Source organism: Candidatus Omnitrophota bacterium (genome assembly GCA_013791745.1).
Taxonomy (GTDB): Bacteria; CG03; CG03; order CG03; family CG03; genus CG03.
Window position 1 is genome coordinate 15550 of sequence record VMTH01000163.1, and the last position, 17025, is coordinate 32574.

Annotated in this window: 19 protein-coding genes; all 19 read left to right on the forward strand. The window is 50.5% G+C overall.

The window, feature by feature from the left end:
- Positions 1–3 precede the first annotated feature (3 nt).
- Entirely contained in the window at positions 4–648 is a 645-nt protein-coding gene (locus FP827_08255; GenBank protein MBA3053054.1) for a phosphatidylserine decarboxylase, read from the forward strand.
- On the forward strand, positions 639–1400 hold the full coding sequence (pssA, locus tag FP827_08260) for a CDP-diacylglycerol--serine O-phosphatidyltransferase (GenBank protein MBA3053055.1): 762 nt from the start codon (positions 639–641) through the stop codon (positions 1398–1400). Before FP827_08255 ends, pssA begins: the two co-directional genes overlap by 10 nt.
- Positions 1400–2905, forward strand: a complete 1506-nt coding sequence (locus FP827_08265) for a 2-isopropylmalate synthase (GenBank protein MBA3053056.1) — start codon at positions 1400–1402, stop codon at positions 2903–2905. The genes pssA and FP827_08265 overlap by 1 nt, the downstream gene beginning before the upstream one ends.
- Positions 2906–2908: 3 nt before the next feature.
- Positions 2909–4147, forward strand: a complete 1239-nt coding sequence (locus tag FP827_08270) for a 3-isopropylmalate dehydratase large subunit (GenBank protein MBA3053057.1) — start codon at positions 2909–2911, stop codon at positions 4145–4147.
- Between the two features lie 20 nt (positions 4148–4167).
- Positions 4168–4662 (forward strand): 3-isopropylmalate dehydratase small subunit, encoded by a 495-nt coding sequence (locus tag FP827_08275; protein ID MBA3053058.1) that lies wholly within the window; start codon positions 4168–4170, stop codon positions 4660–4662.
- A 1-nt stretch (position 4663) separates the two neighbouring features.
- Positions 4664–5719: a 3-isopropylmalate dehydrogenase gene (locus FP827_08280; protein MBA3053059.1), complete on the forward strand. Its 1056-nt coding sequence runs from the start codon at positions 4664–4666 to the stop codon at positions 5717–5719.
- A gap of 84 nt (positions 5720–5803) precedes the next feature.
- Positions 5804–6064 (forward strand): type II toxin-antitoxin system Phd/YefM family antitoxin, encoded by a 261-nt coding sequence (locus FP827_08285; protein ID MBA3053060.1) that lies wholly within the window; start codon positions 5804–5806, stop codon positions 6062–6064.
- Positions 6061–6318 carry a type II toxin-antitoxin system mRNA interferase toxin, RelE/StbE family gene (locus FP827_08290; protein MBA3053061.1) on the forward strand — a complete coding sequence of 86 codons (258 nt, stop codon included), beginning with the start codon at positions 6061–6063 and terminating at the stop codon, positions 6316–6318. Before FP827_08285 ends, FP827_08290 begins: the two co-directional genes overlap by 4 nt.
- Before the next feature lie 61 nt (positions 6319–6379).
- Entirely contained in the window at positions 6380–6841 is a 462-nt protein-coding gene (locus FP827_08295) for a hypothetical protein (protein ID MBA3053062.1), read from the forward strand.
- On the forward strand, positions 6816–7433 hold the full coding sequence (locus tag FP827_08300) for a hypothetical protein (protein MBA3053063.1): 618 nt from the start codon (positions 6816–6818) through the stop codon (positions 7431–7433). The genes FP827_08295 and FP827_08300 overlap by 26 nt, the downstream gene beginning before the upstream one ends.
- Before the next feature lie 2 nt (positions 7434–7435).
- Positions 7436–7858, forward strand: a complete 423-nt coding sequence (locus tag FP827_08305) for a hypothetical protein (GenBank protein ID MBA3053064.1) — start codon at positions 7436–7438, stop codon at positions 7856–7858.
- Positions 7859–8044: 186 nt separating this feature from the next.
- Entirely contained in the window at positions 8045–9040 is a 996-nt protein-coding gene (locus FP827_08310; GenBank protein MBA3053065.1) for an AAA family ATPase, read from the forward strand.
- A gap of 51 nt (positions 9041–9091) precedes the next feature.
- Positions 9092–9970: a DUF58 domain-containing protein gene (locus FP827_08315; protein ID MBA3053066.1), complete on the forward strand. Its 879-nt coding sequence runs from the start codon at positions 9092–9094 to the stop codon at positions 9968–9970.
- Positions 9967–10830 carry a hypothetical protein gene (locus FP827_08320; GenBank protein MBA3053067.1) on the forward strand — a complete coding sequence of 288 codons (864 nt, stop codon included), beginning with the start codon at positions 9967–9969 and terminating at the stop codon, positions 10828–10830. Before FP827_08315 ends, FP827_08320 begins: the two co-directional genes overlap by 4 nt.
- Entirely contained in the window at positions 10827–11804 is a 978-nt protein-coding gene (locus FP827_08325) for a VWA domain-containing protein (GenBank protein ID MBA3053068.1), read from the forward strand. Before FP827_08320 ends, FP827_08325 begins: the two co-directional genes overlap by 4 nt.
- A 1-nt stretch (position 11805) precedes the next feature.
- Entirely contained in the window at positions 11806–13371 is a 1566-nt protein-coding gene (locus FP827_08330; GenBank protein MBA3053069.1) for a VWA domain-containing protein, read from the forward strand.
- A 1-nt stretch (position 13372) separates the two neighbouring features.
- The gene (locus FP827_08335) at positions 13373–15289 is read left to right on the forward strand and encodes a protein BatD (GenBank protein ID MBA3053070.1); all 1917 of its coding nucleotides are present in this window, start codon (positions 13373–13375) and stop codon (positions 15287–15289) included.
- Positions 15187–16059: a tetratricopeptide repeat protein gene (locus FP827_08340; protein ID MBA3053071.1), complete on the forward strand. Its 873-nt coding sequence runs from the start codon at positions 15187–15189 to the stop codon at positions 16057–16059. Before FP827_08335 ends, FP827_08340 begins: the two co-directional genes overlap by 103 nt.
- Before the next feature lie 72 nt (positions 16060–16131).
- Positions 16132–17025 (forward strand): phosphopyruvate hydratase (locus FP827_08345; GenBank protein MBA3053072.1); only part of this gene is annotated, 894 nt, incomplete at its 3' end.

The window sequence follows — 17025 nt, forward strand, 5'->3', positions numbered from 1 at the left end:
CGGATGCGGGTTTCAAAAGAAGTCATACCGGTGCTGCTGCCGCTGGTCGCCGTTTTCGCGGCCCTGTTTGTGCCTCTGTTTCTGCCGGTGAAAAAGGAGCTGCTGTCAAGTTGGAACTTTTACGCGGCGGCGCTTGTTTTTTCCGTCGCTTTGTGGACGCTGTGGTTTTTCAGGGATCCCGATATAAAAGTGAATGCGTCAGACGCGCACATCCTCTCTCCGGCTTCCGGACGCGTGATGTCCATCGAGGAAACGGACCGGGGTACGAAAGTTGTGCGGATTTTTATGAATGTGTGCAGTTACCACATCCAGCGCGCGCCTTACGGCGGCACGGTCAGGAAGATAACTTATACGCACGGAAGTTTCATCAATGCCGCCAAAAGCGACGCGCACATCAAAAACGAGAGAAACGAGGTGCTGTTTGACACTCCGCGCGGCGTCATAGCCGTCACGCAGATCGTCGGTTCCATAGCCCGGCGGATACTCTGCTGGAAAAAAGAGGGTGATACGGTCTCGCAGGGCGAAAAGTTCGGCATGATAAAGTTCGGCTCCCAGGTGGATTGCGAATTTCCGGGATCCTGCCAGGTGCTTGTGAAAGAAGGAGACGGACTTGACTGCGCCCGTTCGGTGATAGCGAAATGGAGATGAAAAGATTCAGGACGGGGATATATCTTCCCAGCGTTTTCACGGCGATCAATATTGGCTGCGGTTTTATGTCTGTTCTCTTCGCCCTTCAGGATAAATATTCTCTGGCCGCCTGGCTCATCGTTATAGGATGGGCGATGGATTCCATGGACGGTTATTTGGCCCGCATGACAAACACCGACTCCAAATTCGGTATGGAATTTGACAGCATAGCGGATATGGCGTCTTTCGGCATGGCCCCGGCTCTGCTTGTGTGGATATACTACCTCAAGGATTTTCGCCTCGGATGGGCTGTCTGCCTTTTGTTTGTTCTGACCGTGGCGATCAGGCTGGCCCGCTACAACACTTCCGCTTCCTCTGAAGAGAAATCGCCTTATTTTGAGGGCCTTCCGTCGCCGGCGGCCGCGGGAATACTGGCTGCTTTTGTCCTGCTGATGGAAATATACAAGGCGGATTCCCCCAAACGGAGTTTCAGGTTTCTTGTTGAAAGAGCGCCGCTTTTCGCTCACATCCTGCCGTTTATAATAATACTTATCTCATTCCTGATGCTGACAAAATTGAGATACCCCCACGGGAGCAGATTCAAACTCACGGGTATGCTGCCTATGAGGGTTTTCATAATAACGATCGTGTGGCTGGTGCTTTTCGTGATGTATCCGGAAAGCGTTATATCGCTGATGCTCATAGCCTATCTGCTCTACGGATTGCTGGATATTGTCATCAGGACAATCAGGATGAGGAAGGAAAGAGACTGATGTCCGGAAAAATAATCATATTTGACACGACTCTGCGCGACGGAGAGCAGTCACCGGGCGCATCGCTTACGAGTGACCAGAAACTCATAATAGCGCGCGAGCTCGAGAAGATGAAAGTGGACGTTATAGAGGCGGGTTTTGCCATATCCTCACCCGACGATTATAAGAGCATAGAAAGGATTTCATCCGTTTTGAAGAATGTGACGGTGTGTTCGCTCGCGCGGGCCGTTGAAAAAGATATTGCCGCCGCCGCAGGCGCCCTTTCCAGCGCCCGGCATAAACGCATACACACTTTTATTGCCACCTCTCCCGTGCACATGAAATACAAGCTCAGGATGTCAAAGGCCGAGGTTGTATCCCACGCCGTGGGAGCGGTAAAACTGGCGCGCGGATATTGCGACGAAGTGGAATTCTCCTGCGAGGACGCCACCAGGAGTGATAAAAAATTCCTCCGCGAAATAATTGAAAAAGTCATATCCGCCGGAGCCGGTATAATAAACATTCCCGATACCGTCGGTTATGCCTATCCGGAAGAGATGGGAAAACTCATAAGTTATCTTCTGGCCAATGTGAAGAATTCGCACAAAGCCGTTTTTTCGGTGCACTGCCACAATGACCTGGGACTGGGCACGGCAAATTCCCTTGCGGCGGTTATCGCCGGAGCCGGTCAGGTGGAATGCACGATCAACGGCCTGGGAGAGCGCGCCGGGAACGCGGCCCTGGAAGAAATAGTCATGGCCCTGAAAGTGCGTTTCCCGAAAATAAAAACCGGCGTTGACACTCACGCTATAGCGCGCGTGTCGGGGATGGTCTCGCACATGACCGGCATCGCCGTGCAGCCGAATAAAGCCGTCGTCGGATCCAACGCTTTCGCCCATGAGGCCGGCATCCATCAGGACGGTGTGCTCAAAAAAGCCCAGACATACGAGATAATGAAGCCGGAAGATGTGGGGATATCGGGTTCGCGGCTCGTTCTCGGAAAGCATTCCGGCCGCGCGGCTCTGGATAAAAAGCTGAAAGATCTCGGTTTTCAGGTCGGAAAAGACAAACTGGATGAGATATTTGTCGAGTTTAAAAAACTGGCTGACAAAAAGAAAAAGGTTTATGACGAAGATATAATAGCGCTCATAGAAAAGGACATGGGCAGAAGAGACGGCTTTGAGCTGAAAAATTTTGAGGTGCACACCACACCGTCCGGCTCAAAGGGAAAGGTGACGCTCAAAAAAGGCGGAAAGATATTCAGGGGCGAGGCCTCCGGCGACGGGCCCGTTGACAGCGTGCTCAAGGCGGTGGAGGCGGTCAGCGGCAGGAAGGGGAAACTCACTGATTATCATGTGAAGTCCATTACTGTCGGAAAAGACGCGCAGGGCGAGGTGCGGCTCAGGGCGGCTTTCGGAAAAAAAGTGTTCGCGGGCGTCTCATCATCCACGGATATAATAGAGGCCTCCATACTGGCATACCTTTCCGCTCTCAACAAACTTGAATTGCGGAATATCAAAGGATGATCTATGAATTACGTTGAAAATATTCTATCTCACGCCTCGGGAAGAAAAAGTGTTTCCGCGGGGGAATATATAGAGGCCCGCTGCGACACGGTTCTGATGAACGATGTGACGGGGCCCTTGGCGGTGAAAGAATTCCTCAAAAGAGGAAAGAAGATAAAGAACCCCGGGTCGGTGGTGATCGTCTGTGATCACTTCACGCCCAATAAAGACATCCAATCCGCTGAAAATGTGAAATTCCTGAGGGATTTTGCTAAAAAGCAGAAGATAAAGTTTTTTGAGATCGGCGACGGCGGCGTCGAGCATGTCATTCTGCCGGAGAAAGGAATCGTCAAGCCCGGCGACGTTGTCATAGGCGCGGATTCTCACACCTGCACATACGGGGCGCTGGGCGCTTTTTCCACAGGCGTCGGTTCCACCGATGCGGCTTTCGCCATGCTCACCGGAAAGATCTGGTTTATGGTGCCGGAGGTCATGGAATTTGTTTACAGCGGCAAAAAAGGAAAATTCATAACAGGCAAGGATCTTATTCTCCTGACCATCGGGAAGGTAGGCGTCTTCGGCGCGAATTACAAAGCCATGAAATTCGCGGGGCCTGTCATACGCGCTCTTTCAATGGATGAGAGATTCACCATGTGCAACATGGCCATTGAGGCCGGCGGAAAAGCCGGTTTTGTCGTGCCGGATAAAAAAACCGCGGAGTATATCAAGGGGCGTCCGGGTAAGAAGGCCAGGGTTTTCGCCGACGGAGCTTCGGCTCAGATACTCAAAATGGATATAAGCTCCGTTAAGCCTCTTGTCGCCGCGCCGCATCTTCCCGATAAAGTGGGGCCCGCCGAGAAAATGAATAAAGTAAAAATAGACCAGGCCGTCATAGGTTCCTGCACAAACGGCAGGATAAGCGATTTCGCGCAGGCGGCGAAGATAATGAAAGGCAGGAAGATAAGCGCCGGACTGCGCTGTATAATCCTTCCCGGCAGTCAGCAAGTCTATGCCGAGGCCTTGAAGAAAGGTTACATAGAGACATTCCTGAAAGCGGGTTGCGTTATCGCGCCGCCCACCTGCGGGCCGTGCCTGGGCGGCCACATGGGGATACTCGCTGGCGGAGAAACGGCGATATCCACGACCAACAGGAATTTTGTCGGCAGGATGGGGGCCATCAGCTCCCGTGTGTATCTTGCCTCACCCTACACGGCGGCCGCCTCGGCGCTCAGGGGGCGTATAATATCGCCGGAACAGCTTTAGGGATTTAAAACGGAGAGAAAATGAAAAATATAATAAAAGGCCGCGCTTATGTCGTCGGGGATTCTGTGGACACGGATGTGATAATACCGGCGAGGTTTCTCACGACTGATAACGCGGATGAACTGGCCGCGCACTGCATGGAAGACCTGGATAAAGATTTCAGCAAAAAGGTGAAGACGGGCGATATCATCGTCGCCGGAGACAACTTCGGCTGCGGCTCCTCGCGCGAACACGCGCCCATAGCCATAAAGGCATCTGGCATCTCGGCCGTCATAGCAAAATCGTTCGCGAGGATTTTTTTCCGCAACTGCATAAACATAGGCCTCATGGTTTTTGTCTGTGACATGAAAAAAGACACCCGCCCGGGCGATGAGATAACGGTTGACATGCAGAAGGGCGAGATCGCCAACGCCCGCACGAAAAAGATTTATCAGGTGAAGCCCGTTCCGGAATTCATAAAGAAAATAGTGTCGTCCGGCGGCCTTCTGAATTATGCCGTTCAAAGGAGAAAATGAGATGAAAAAGCACAAGATAGCGGTTATAGGCGGAGACGGAACAGGGCCGGAAGTCGTCGCGGAAGGGCTGAAAGTCCTTAAAGCGGCCTCAAAAAAGTTCGGCTTTGAGTATGAGACGACAATGCTGGACTGGGGCGGCGAGAGATACATGAGGACCCACGAGGTCATACCCGCCGACGGCATAGAAACACTGAAAAAATTCGACGCCATATATCTGGGCGCGATCGGCCATCCCGACGTGAAACCGGGGATACTTGAAAAAGGCCTTCTTCTGAAAATGAGATACGATCTTGAGCAGTACATAAACCACAGGCCCGTCAAGCTCTATCCCGGAGTGTGGACGCCGATCAAGGACAAGGGCCCGGATGATATAGACTATGTTGTAGTGAGGGAAAACAACGAGGGCCTTTATAAGGGCCTTGGCGAATTCAAGAACAAGGGCACTAAGGACGAGGTGGCTCTTCAGACATCCTATAACACGAGGCGCGGCGTTGAGCGCTGCATAAGATACGCTTTTGAATTCACAAGAAAAAGGAACAAGAGAAAACAGCTCACGCTCTGTGGAAAGACAAATGTTCTCACCTACGCGTGGGATCTCTGGGAAAGGACTTTTTATGAGGTCGCCAAGGAGTTCCCGGACATAAAAACAGATTACACGCATGTTGACGCCACCTGTATGTGGATGGTGAAAAACCCGGAATGGTTTGACGTTATCGTCACGGACAACATGTTCGGCGATATAATCACCGATCTCGCGGCGATGACGCAGGGCGGAATGGGAATAGCCGCCGGCGGAAACATTAATCCGGAGGGCGTGTCCATGTTCGAGCCCATAGGCGGTTCCGCGCCCAAATACACGGGTAAAAATGTCATCAATCCACTGGCCGCTATATGTTCGCTCGGGATGCTGCTTTCAAACATCGGCGAAGAAGAAGCCGCGGTCGCCGTTGAAAAAGCGGTGATGACGGCCACGGCCGGAAAAATCAAATCCATGTCGGCAGGCAAAATGGGCATGGGCACGACGGAAGTCGGCGATTACGTAGCAAGCCTTATCTGAGCGCCGCGGCCCTTTGTTTGACAAAAACGCACAATTGTGAGACAATGATGTACATAAAGATGTACGTTTTAAGGGAGGTATGATATGACGACACTCACAGCCACGGATGCCCGCCGCGAGTTTTTTGATATTATCAACGGCGCGGCAAAAAGCCACAAAATATACAGGATCAGTCACCGCAAGGGCGCGACGGTGCTTATGTCCGAAGACGACTACGAAAGCCTGATAGAATCGCTGGAGCTTCTTTCTATTCCCGGCTTCAGGGCGAGTATGAAAAAGTCTGTTCGCCAAATGAAAAAAGGCGAGACATTTTCCTTTGAAGAGGTGTTAGGGAAAAAAAAGTGACGTCGTATAAAATCCGCTTTACCAAAGAAGCGGTTAAGGATGTTAAGAAACTGACGCCGAGGTTGAAACAAAAACTTAAAACCCTGCTCCTGGATGAGGTGGCGGCTTCTCCTTATTCGGGCAAGAAATTGATCGGCGATCTGGAAGGATTCTATTCACTGCGCCTCACTTATAAAGACCGTATCATCTATTCGGTCGATTCGAAAAGCCGCACGGTGTTCATCCACAAAACGCGAACCCATTATGGCGACTGACATAAGAAAAAGGGGACGGAAAAAGAGGATGCGCTTAATATTTTCAAAGGGATGTAATAATATGCGTAATAAAATAATGAAGTTGGCGGGGTTGGGTTGGATGGTTTTGGCGGTATCGTATGTTAACGCATTAAATATAGAACAGACAAAGGGGCCGCGCATTGTCCTTGAAGAAGAAGAGATAACTTTGATGGAAGATGGTAAAGAAATACAGAAAATATTAGTCAGTGAATCAAGCCAGGAAAAAGACGAGATATTAAATATGGTTAGAGAAAAAGTGTTAAGAAAATTAGGAGTGAAATCTGATCAAGAAATCAGGGCAGGGGAATTATGGGATCAATATAATGGAGAAGTTGATAAGTTGTTAAAGGTAGAAAAGGTCAAAGACCGGAAATTAAAATTTATTGATATTGATAAGGATGGTAAAGCGTTTAAAGAAGTAATCTTGCGAACTGAATTCAGGATTGATGAAGAATTAGATAAATCAAAAAAAAACTGTGAAGATAAGGAGGCAAATAAGTAAAAATGCAAAAATCAGTGAGAATGGGAAGTATGCTGTTATTGGTACCGGTATCGGTACTATTGACGTAATTAACAATGATGGCACTGAGATATCTTTTCGAGGGGAAGGCCCCAGCGAGTCGCGCCTTGAATTATTGGATAACAACGGGAATGTTTTATGGGAGAAGAAATTTGTTGAGGGTAGATGTCCTAATTTCATGGATTGTATTATTGCGCAAAACGGTATAGTAGCGGTTATCATAGGCAAAGGAATTGAAATTGGAGAAGATATTCTCCATGCATATAACACCAACGGCGACGAAATTCTTGTTTATCCGAAAAAAATCGGGGAAGCATACCCGGGTGGCGCGGGCGATATGAGAATTTCTCCAAACGGAAGATATCTTGCCGTTCAGGTTGGTTTTCTTTATCCTACAGCGAGCAAAAAAGTATTCTTTGATTTACAAAGCGGGAGTTTATGGAAAGCGGATAAACCTTATGTAGTCTATGAAATAACTAATGAGGGCCAGGCAAAAGTTGATTATTATGATGCGGATAAGAAAAAACTGAGTGCAACAGAGACAATAGATTTTAAGAAGTATTTAGAAGAATAGATATGAGAAGAAAAATTTTAATTTCACTTGCTTTTGTTTTCATGTTCCTAAGTTTCCAAACGGGTTTATTGTTATCCCAAACAATAACTCCACCTTGGTTATGGTCGATAACATCCGACTATGGGCCGAGGATGTTAGGTTCTACATGGAATTTCCATGGAGGAATAGATTATGACGGTGGAATTGATGAAGATATTTATGCTGTTGAAGGCGGAACTATAAATTCATTGGGATGGGATAGCAAAGCCAATAAATATATTGCAATACAAGGTTCGCATGGACGTTGGGCATATATTCATATTTTTAGTGCTGAAACAGTACCAGTGGTTGCCGATGATTGGGAGATGAGAATGGCTAAGTTAATTAAGAGCCCATCCGATATCGCTAATGAAGAGGAAAAAGAAGGGAAAAAGGGACGTCCTTAATATTTTAGATTTGGTTGATGATATAATTAGTGACTGCTGCAAAGATGAAGATGAGTAAATTATGAGCAAAGACTGATGGTATTTAATTTGCGGAAAATATTAACACGACTATTTTGTGGACGCTGTCTTGACAATTTTCAAGAGAGATTTGAAGATTTTTCATGCATTTAAGAAGCAGGGTTATAAATGGAGGGAAATATGGATGTAAATGAACTGAATCAGAAAGTGCTTGCCGAGAACGTGAAGGTGAAGAACATCATCAGAGAGCTCCACCGCGTCATCGTGGGGCAGGATGAGCTTCTGGAAAGGCTGCTCATAGGGATTTTCACCCACAGCCATGTCCTTGTCGAGGGCGTGCCGGGGCTGGCGAAAACATTGGCCGTGAGCACTCTTGCCCAGAGCCTTGACATGGATTTCAAGAGGATACAATTCACGCCGGATCTTCTTCCGGCGGATATCATAGGCACGCAGATATATCATCCCGCCCAGGGGAAGTTCTCCGTTAAGAAGGGGCCCGTGTTCGCGAATTTCATCCTTGCCGACGAGATAAACCGAGCCCCGGCCAAGGTGCAGTCGGCTCTGCTCGAATCCATGCAGGAGAGGCAGGTGACGATAGGGGACACGACACACATGCTTCCCGTGCCTTTTTTTGTCATGGCCACGCAGAACCCGATAGAGCAGGAGGGGACTTACCCTCTGCCCGAGGCGCAGATAGACAGGTTCATGATGAAAGTCGTCATAGATTATCCGGGAATAGACGAGGAGAAGGATATCATAGAAAGGGTGGGGATAAAGAAGCTCCCGAAGGTTGATAAGGTCATTACGAAAGAAGATGTCACTATGCTCCAGGAACTCATCGAGCAGATATATATTGACGACAAGATAAAAAGTTACTGCGTCAATCTGGCCGCCGCCACGAGGCATCCTGAGAATTTCGGACTGGAAAAACTCAAGGCGCTGCTGGCATGGGGCGTTTCGCCGAGGGCAACGCTGCATCTTGTTTACGCCGCGCGCGCGAAGGCCTTCATAGAAGGCAGGGGTTTTGTCATACCGGAAGACGTGAAAGACGTCGCCAGGGATGTGTTCCGCCACAGGATCATCCTCAGCTATGAGGGCGAAGCCGAAAACCAGACGCCGGACAAAATAATCTCCGAGCTCCTATCAGTTGTTGAAGTGCCGTAAAAATATCTATGGCTTTCAGATTTTTAGCGGCATCATTCCCCGCTCACAAGTATGATAAGTGAGAAAGAGATATTAAAAAAAGTCCTGAAGATAGAGCTCCGCGCGAGGTTTCTCGCCCAGCAGCTCTTCACGGGAAAATACGCCTCTTCCTTTAAGGGAAAGGGCATAGAGTTCTCCGAGGTGCGCCCATACGCTCCCGGCGATGATGTCAGGAGCATAGACTGGAACATCACCGCGCGCATGAACGCCCCCTATATCAAGGAATTCACCGAGGAGCGCCAGCTTTCCGTCGTTTTCATGCTCGATATAGGCGCTTCCATGCACTTTGGCACTTCCGAGAAGATGAAAAGGGAATACGCGACGGAAGTGGCCTCTCTTCTGGCCTGGACTTCGGCGAGAAACGGCGACAAAGCGGGGCTCATTCTTTTCAGCTCCGGCATAGAGAAATATATACCGCCGAGGAAAGGGCGCTTCCACATAATGAGGATAATCAGGGAAATGCTTTACGCCGAACCCACGGCCCGGGCCTCGGATATTCAGGGGGCTCTTGAGTTCGCGTCCAGAGTGTTCGGTAAAAAGAGCATAATCTTTGTTTTCAGCGATTTCTTCACACTGGACGACGCGCGGAAACTGCGCATATTATCCTCAAAACACGATGTGATCGGCTTGAGGGTGAGGGACAGATCCGAGGTGACGCTTCCTGAATGCGGGATGGTCAGGATAAAAGACAGCGTCAGCGCCCGACGCTGTTTCGCCGATTTTTCATCCCGCGCTTCAAGAAAAATATTTTCCCAGAGGTTGAGCGCGGAAGAGCGCATGCTGGATTCTCTTTTTAATTCCGCCGGATGCGATCTCCTGAAGCTCTCCACCGGCGACGATTATGTGCCGCCGCTCCTGAATCTTTTCAGGACGAGGTCGAGGAGAAGATGAGGATACCTGCTGTTTTAGCGCTGGCCTTCGCCTGCCTTTGTCCGGCCTTCGCCGCGGACGCCGCGGCTTCTAAATCCGCCGTTTCAGGCGCGGTCATCCTCATCCCTTCTTCCACGCACACGGTTATCGGCGGGCTCTTTGAGTTGAACGCCGTCATAACGAAAGAGGCTCATCAGAAGGTGGAAAACATAATACTCCCCGCGTCGGCTAACATAAAATTTTCTCTCGCGGAACACCAAAAAGGCGCGCAAAACGACTACGCGCGTTTTGAGCTCCGTTTCTTTGATCTCGGCGAGGTGACGGTGCCCTCACCGGAATTCGTCATCTCAAGCGCCGTCGTGAGAGGAGAGCCTTTCGGCGTTTTTGTAAAGGGCCGTCTGGGGGAGGCCGAGGCCGAAATAAAAAAGCTCCGGCCGCAGAAGAGGGGGGCGTTTCCCAAACTGATCGCGCTCATAGCGCTGCTTGCCGCTTTAGCCGCGGCCTATTATTTCCTGAGGCGGAAACAAGTCCTTGTCTCTCCTGAAGAACAGATGAGCCCTGAAGAGTGGTACGCCTCGGCTCTTGACGCTCTTGACAGGAACACCCCTGTCAATGAACTTCTCGACGGCTTGTCCGATACCTTCAGGATATATCTTGAAAAGAAGCGCGGCCTTCCGGCCATATTCCTGGACACGAGCGAAATAGACGCAGAGTTGAAGAAAAGAGCTTTCAGCACGGAAGAAAGGCTTAAAGCCGTTTCTTTTCTCCGTTCCTGCGACCTCGCGAAATTCGCGGGACAGAGTTTTGATGAGAGGGAGATCGATAAACTTTTCAAAGACGCCTGCTCCTTCGCCGGAATAGGTGGCAGAGGGAGCTCATGAAAATCCTCAACCCCTATTTTTTGATTTTTCTGCCGCTTCTGGCCCTGTGTTTCTGGATGATATTCGGAAACAAGGAAAGCGAATCGGTTTATTATTCAAGAGCTGATTCGCTCGCGCGCTGGGGGATCTCAAGCGCTCTGCCACATATATGGCGGGGGCTTTATCTGGCGGCGATAGTGCTGGCTTTTATCGCCGGCCTTCGCCCCGCGAAAGGCATCAACAGAAAGGAAGAGGTCAAAAATGCCAGGGATATTTTCATTGTCATGGACACATCGCTGAGCATGAACGCCGTCGATCTGAAACCCAACCGGCTGGAAACGGCCAAGAAGGAAGCCGCCTCTTTCATCAGGAAAAGGGATTTTGACAGGATAGGGCTGGCCGTTTTCGGCGGAGTCGCCATGATGCAGTCTCCTCTCTCCTTTGACCGCAAAGCCGTTCTGCGCCTTGTATCCGGCATAAAAGCGGGTATGACGGGCGAAGACGGCACAGCCCTAGGCGACGGACTGGGCGTCGCCGTAAAACATCTGGCGAAAAGCGCCTCTGTTTCAAAAATCATAGTCCTGCTCACCGACGGAGCCAGCAACAGGGGCGTGATATCGCCGGAGATGGCCTCGGATTTCGCTAAGAACATAGGGATAAAGATATATACCATAGGCGTCGGCGGCCGCGGAGCGTCGCAGATCCCGATAGATCATCCGGTTTTCGGACAGGTGATGGGAAGAATAGATGATGACCTCAACGAAACGCTGCTTAAAAAGATAGCCGATGAAACATCCGGCAAATATTACAGGGCGGAATCTGAAAAGGCCATGAGCGAGATTTACACCGAGATAGATAAGCTCGAGGAAACAAAGATACTTTCCAGCACCTTTGTTGAATACAGGGAATACGCGTCATTATTTATGAACGCGGCTTTCGTTTTATTTGTGACGGCGATGATTTTGAGATTCGCGCTGATAAGGAGCATACCCTGATATGATATGGGATAACCCGAAAATATTGTTTGCTCTGTTAGCGCTGCCTTTTATAGCGCTCTTTTTTGTTTTTGAATGGCGCGCCCGAAGGCAGAGATGTTCTGTTTACGCGTCTTCCTCATTTTTTGAAAAACTCACATCTTTCCGCCCCCGCGCCGGAATTTTCGCGCGGATATCGGCCGCTCTCGCTTTCGCTTTTTTTGTCACGGCTCTGGCCGGCCCACGCTGGGGACTTGTCAGCAGAAAAGTGGAGGAAAAATCCAGCTCCGTGATGATAGCTCTTGATGTGTCGTCGAGCATGTTCTGCGAGGACATAAAACCCACGCGATTTAAAGCGTCAATAGCGAAGATCAAATATATCCTGTCTCTTCTGCGCTCAGAGCGTTACGGCCTTGTGGGTTTTGCCGGACGGGCCTTCACGATCTGTCCTCTCACGGGAGACCTTGCGTCGCTGAGGATGTTTTTAGACGAGATAAGCGCCGGAGAAATACCTTATCCGGGAACGAACATATCCGAGGCTCTGTCCAAAGCCGCGGAAAGCTTTGAGGACGATACAAATTCCAGGGCGGTCATACTCCTGACGGACGGCGAGAATCTGCAGGGGGATCCCGCTTCCATTGTGAAAGAACTCAAGGGCATAAGGGTTTTTGTCATAGGCGTCGGCACTCCCGAGGGCGAGCCCATTCCAGTCAAAGACGACAACGGAAAGGTGACGGGCTACAAAAAAGATGAAAAGGGCGAAACCGTAATAAGCCGCCGCGATGAGACTCTTCTCCTGCAAATAGCCAATGCCACCAAAGGGCGCTATTTTCCTTTTGATCCCGCCAACAGGGACATAGAGCAGATAGCCGACGCCATCAATTCAATGGACAAGGATTTTATGGGCGAATCTTTTTCCTCGTCGCTGGAGAAAAAATATCCCATTCCGCTGGCCGCCGCTCTATTTTTTATGATAGCTGATTTCCTTCTTCCGTTTATAACGCGTAAAAAAACGTTCCTTGATAATATCCCACCCGCGCTCATCCTCCTTCTTTTGATCGCCGCGCCGTCCATGGCGGATGATATTTCCAGCGGGAACAGGGATTTCAGGAACAGGGATTTTTTCAAAGCCGAACAACATTACAGGGAGGCGCTCAAAAAGAAAGCGTCAGAGGCGGCCTACTATAATCTGGCCAACACTTATTATTTTATGGAGAAACATGACGATGCGGAAAAAAATTACAGGAAAGCGGCGACTTTTGAGAATCCCCGTATGGAGGAAGACCTGTTTTACAATATGGCGAACAATTGCTACAGAAAAGGGGATATTGACGAGGCGATAAGCTTTTACCGGCGCGTCTTGCGCGCTGATCCGTCTTCTTCAGACGCTCTGCACAACCTTGAGATGGCGCTGCGTCAGAAATCCGAAGACAGCGGCAAAAAAGACGGCGAGAAGGATAAGGAGAAGGAAGGGGATATGTCCGAGGACGATATGCAGCGCGCTATGAATCTGCTGGACGATATGGAAAAAAGCGGCAGGAAAAAACAGGAAAAACAGAAGATGCCCGCAGTGAGTCAGGACTGGTAGAATGATAAGTAGGAAAAGCCTGTCAGGCGAGACGCTATCCGGAGCGGGCCATATGAGCGAGGGGGTTTGCCCAGTGCCCCGAGCGAATTGGCAGCGAAGCGCATACCTGAGCGGCCGTCTACGGGTAGCGTCTCGTTTGACTATAAGACCATCTGTCGCGGATAATGGCCAGCCCGCCCCGGCGGACTTGCAGCTCCGGATACCGTCCGGCTTGATCGGCTCTTTCTGCGTGGCGGCGGCGCTTCTTGTTTTGAATTTCGCGCCGCTTGCCGCCGAGGATCTGAATATAAGCGCCTCGGTGTCGTCACAGAACATAGGGCTCAATGAACAGCTGACTCTGACGATTTCCGCCTCGGGCTCGGGCGCGAGGCTTCCGGGGATGCAGCTTCCTCCGCTGGACGATTTTGACGTCTATTCGTCTGGCACTTCGCAGAACGTCTCATTTGTGAACGGAAAAATGTCGGCGGTCAGCGAGCATAAGTACATTCTCGTCCCGAAAAGAACGGGGCGGCTGACGATACCGTCTTTTCAGATAGAATACAAAGGCAAAACCCACACGACCCCGGCCATAAGCGTGGAAGTGCGCCCGGTCTCCTCTCAGGTGAGGGCGGGAAGCGGTGAAAGCCCCCGTCAGGAATCCTTCTGGATAGAGCAGAAGCTGGATAAGGCCTCCTGCTACACCGGCGAGCCGGTCTATTACAGTTTTCTTTTTTACGCCGACAGGAACCTGGTACAGAATCCCGGCCTGTCGCTTCCTTCGTTCAACGGATTTCTGAAAGAGGACCTGCCTCCTCCCCTGCGCTATAATAAAGTCGTGGACGGCAGGAATTATTCGGTGACGGAAATTAAAAGCGTTATTTTTCCGATAACAAAAGGGGCGTTCCAGTTTGAACAGGCGCGGCTTGAAATAGTGGAATCCAGTTTCCCGGGAGGGAATAACGATTTCTTCGCCGGTTTTTTCGGCGGCGGCCGGAGAAAAGTCCTGCAAAGCGGCCCTTTGCGGCTGGATGTAAAAAGTCTGCCTCAAAAGGGTAAACCTGATAATTACCGAGGAGCCGTCGGGAGATTCTCCGCATCCGCCTCAACGGACAAGAAAACTCTCCGCGTCGGGGAGGCGGTGAATCTCACGCTGAAGATTGAGGGCGAGGGGAACATAAGTTCGCTCGCGGAACCGGATTTTCCGGACCTCGCGAATTTCAGGCGTTACGATATCATCTCATCCCAGCAGATAAGCAAGGATAATTATAAAATTACGGGGAGCAAAACTTTTCAGCTCGTTCTTGTGCCGCGTGTCGAGGGTGAGCAGATGATACCGGAGCTGGAATATCCCTATTTTGATCCGTCCTCGGGAAAATACGAGGCCGCTCGCACAAAAGAAATCCGGCTGAAGGTCGGCAAGGCCGCCCTGGGAACCGCATCCGCTCCGGAAAACCTGCTTTTCAAGGAATTGGGAAAGGACATCAGATATATTAAAGCTGTCAGAGGCCCTTCGGGAGGCGGTTTTATAGCCGCTCATTTTGTGCTGCTGTCGGCCTTTCCGGCTGTTGTTTTCTTCATGCTTCTGGCGGTGAAGCACCGAGTCGCCGAAAAGATAATCCCCTCATCGGCTTTGGCGCGGGGGACGGCTTTCAGCCGCTACCGCGCGGCGATTTTGAGGCTCCCTTCCGAGAGGGAGCTCCTTTGCGGCGGGATTGAAAACGCTTTGTTTAATTTTATCCGGGAACGCTCGAATGCGCCGCGCGGCTGTTCTCCCCAAACGGCATTAGCCGCCGTCTCCAAGACCGTCAGAGATGAATTCGCCGCTTTTGTGAGGAAATGCCAGAGCGAAAGATTTTCGCCATCCGGCTGCGGCACGGATCCCTCCACGATGAAAGAAGAGGCGCTGGTTCTCTTGAAGAAGTTGAAAAAACACCTATGAAAAATATAAAACGCTTTACCGCTCGCCTCACGCGCAAATTTATCACGCTATTAGGAACCGTCCCCAATACGCCCGTTTTTGCGGCGATGATGCTGGCCGCGACCATTTTTGTGCCTTTTGCCGCCGCTGATGAGGGAGAAGATCTCTACCAGAAACAGAACTGGCGCGGGGCTTTTGAATTTTATAAAAGCCGCATAGATGCGGATCAGGGCGGTTGGGAAGACTGTTATAACGCCGGGAACTGCCTTTTCAGAATGGGCAAATACCCCGAGGCGCGCCTTTATTACCTGAGAGCGAAAAAACTCAGTCCGAGATCCCGCGACATAAATTATAATTTGCAGGTGCTGGGCGAAAAGCTGAGCCTTCCGGATGTCCCGCAAAGCGCCCTGGCGTCACTCGGGGATCTTTTCACGGAGGATGAATTCAGGACGGCTGTCGTCGTCGTCACATGGCTTTTCTTCTTCGCGGCTATGCTGCATGTTTTCACAAAAAGCGAATTGTCTCTCTGGCTTGCGGCAGCTCTTTTTGTGACAGGAGCTTTCGCATGGGGCGCTCTCTATGCTAAAATGAACGGCGGCCCAACGGGCGGTTACGGTATCGTCATGAGGGAGGAGGGAATGCAGAGCGGCCCCGGCGCTTCCTATAAAGTTATAGCCTCTGTTCCCGCGGGGATGAAGGCCGCCATTTACGACGAGGAAGAAGGCTGGCTCTTTGTGAGAGTCGCCGCCTCAAGCGGCTGGATAAGAAAAAGCGCCCTTGAAAAAATATAATGGGTCATTTTGGCGTCTGCCGTAAAAGTTTAATGTTGAAATTATTGAGAGAAGAGATTAGGAGGAAAAGTGCTGAAGATCAGTAAGGTGACAGGCAGGCAGATTTTTGATTCAAGGGGAAATCCGACGGTGGAGGTGGATGTTCTGCTCTCCGACGGTTCATTCGGACGCGCGGCGGTGCCTTCGGGCGCCTCAACAGGCGTGCACGAGGCGCTGGAATTGCGTGACGGCGGAAAAGCATATAAAGGCAAGGGCGTTCTCAAGGCCGTGGCGAATGTGGCCAAAATCGCCAAACGCGTTAAGGGCATGAACGCTCTTGATCAGAGGAAGGTTGACGGAGCGATGATAGCGCTCGATGGCACTCCTAAAAAAAAGAAACTGGGCGCCAACGCCATACTCGGCGTGTCCATGGCCGTGTGCCGTGCGGCCGCCGCATCCAAAAAGCAGCCGCTCTATAAGCATTTAAGGTCGCTTTTTCCCGGAAAACTGAAAGGCTGGATAATCCCCGTTCCGTGCATGAACATACTCAACGGAGGCGCTCACGCCGACAACAATGTGGATGTGCAGGAATTTATGATAGCTCCCGTGGGCGGAAAAACTTTCAAAAAAAGAATGCAGATGGGTACCGAAGTCTATCACACACTCAAGAGCATCCTGAAAAAAGAAGGTCTTTCAACCTCCATCGGCGACGAGGGCGGATTCGCCCCGAACCTGAAAGAGAACGAAGACGCTCTCAGATTTATAACGCGCGCGATAAAAGAAGCCGGCTATAAGCCCGGCAGGGATGTGGCGATAGTGCTTGATGTGGCGGCTTCCGAGATCTACAAGAACGGAAAATATGTCCTCGCCGGAGAAAAGCCGAAAAAAGTCCTCAGCGCGGAGGCTCTCATAGACCTGTATGAAAGATGGGTGAAGAAATACGGCATCATCTCCATTGAGGACGGTTTTGCCGAAGACGACTGGGAC

Excerpts from the sequence above, each read along its gene's own strand:
- FP827_08255 (MBA3053054.1), top strand. The coding sequence starts at position 4 with ATGCGGGTTTCAAAAGAAGTCATACCGGTGCTGCTGCCGCTGGTCGCC.
- pssA (MBA3053055.1), top strand. The coding sequence starts at position 639 with ATGGAGATGAAAAGATTCAGGACGGGGATATATCTTCCCAGCGTTTTC.
- FP827_08265 (MBA3053056.1), top strand. The coding sequence starts at position 1,400 with ATGTCCGGAAAAATAATCATATTTGACACGACTCTGCGCGACGGAGAG.
- FP827_08270 (MBA3053057.1), top strand. The coding sequence starts at position 2,909 with ATGAATTACGTTGAAAATATTCTATCTCACGCCTCGGGAAGAAAAAGT.
- FP827_08275 (MBA3053058.1), top strand. The coding sequence starts at position 4,168 with ATGAAAAATATAATAAAAGGCCGCGCTTATGTCGTCGGGGATTCTGTG.
- FP827_08280 (MBA3053059.1), top strand. The coding sequence starts at position 4,664 with ATGAAAAAGCACAAGATAGCGGTTATAGGCGGAGACGGAACAGGGCCG.
- FP827_08285 (MBA3053060.1), top strand. The coding sequence starts at position 5,804 with ATGACGACACTCACAGCCACGGATGCCCGCCGCGAGTTTTTTGATATT.
- FP827_08295 (MBA3053062.1), top strand. The coding sequence starts at position 6,380 with ATGCGTAATAAAATAATGAAGTTGGCGGGGTTGGGTTGGATGGTTTTG.
- FP827_08305 (MBA3053064.1), top strand. The coding sequence starts at position 7,436 with ATGAGAAGAAAAATTTTAATTTCACTTGCTTTTGTTTTCATGTTCCTA.
- FP827_08310 (MBA3053065.1), top strand. The coding sequence starts at position 8,045 with ATGGAGGGAAATATGGATGTAAATGAACTGAATCAGAAAGTGCTTGCC.
- FP827_08315 (MBA3053066.1), top strand. The coding sequence starts at position 9,092 with ATGATAAGTGAGAAAGAGATATTAAAAAAAGTCCTGAAGATAGAGCTC.
- FP827_08320 (MBA3053067.1), top strand. The coding sequence starts at position 9,967 with ATGAGGATACCTGCTGTTTTAGCGCTGGCCTTCGCCTGCCTTTGTCCG.
- FP827_08325 (MBA3053068.1), top strand. The coding sequence starts at position 10,827 with ATGAAAATCCTCAACCCCTATTTTTTGATTTTTCTGCCGCTTCTGGCC.
- FP827_08330 (MBA3053069.1), top strand. The coding sequence starts at position 11,806 with ATGATATGGGATAACCCGAAAATATTGTTTGCTCTGTTAGCGCTGCCT.
- FP827_08335 (MBA3053070.1), top strand. The coding sequence starts at position 13,373 with ATGATAAGTAGGAAAAGCCTGTCAGGCGAGACGCTATCCGGAGCGGGC.
- FP827_08340 (MBA3053071.1), top strand. The coding sequence starts at position 15,187 with ATGCCAGAGCGAAAGATTTTCGCCATCCGGCTGCGGCACGGATCCCTC.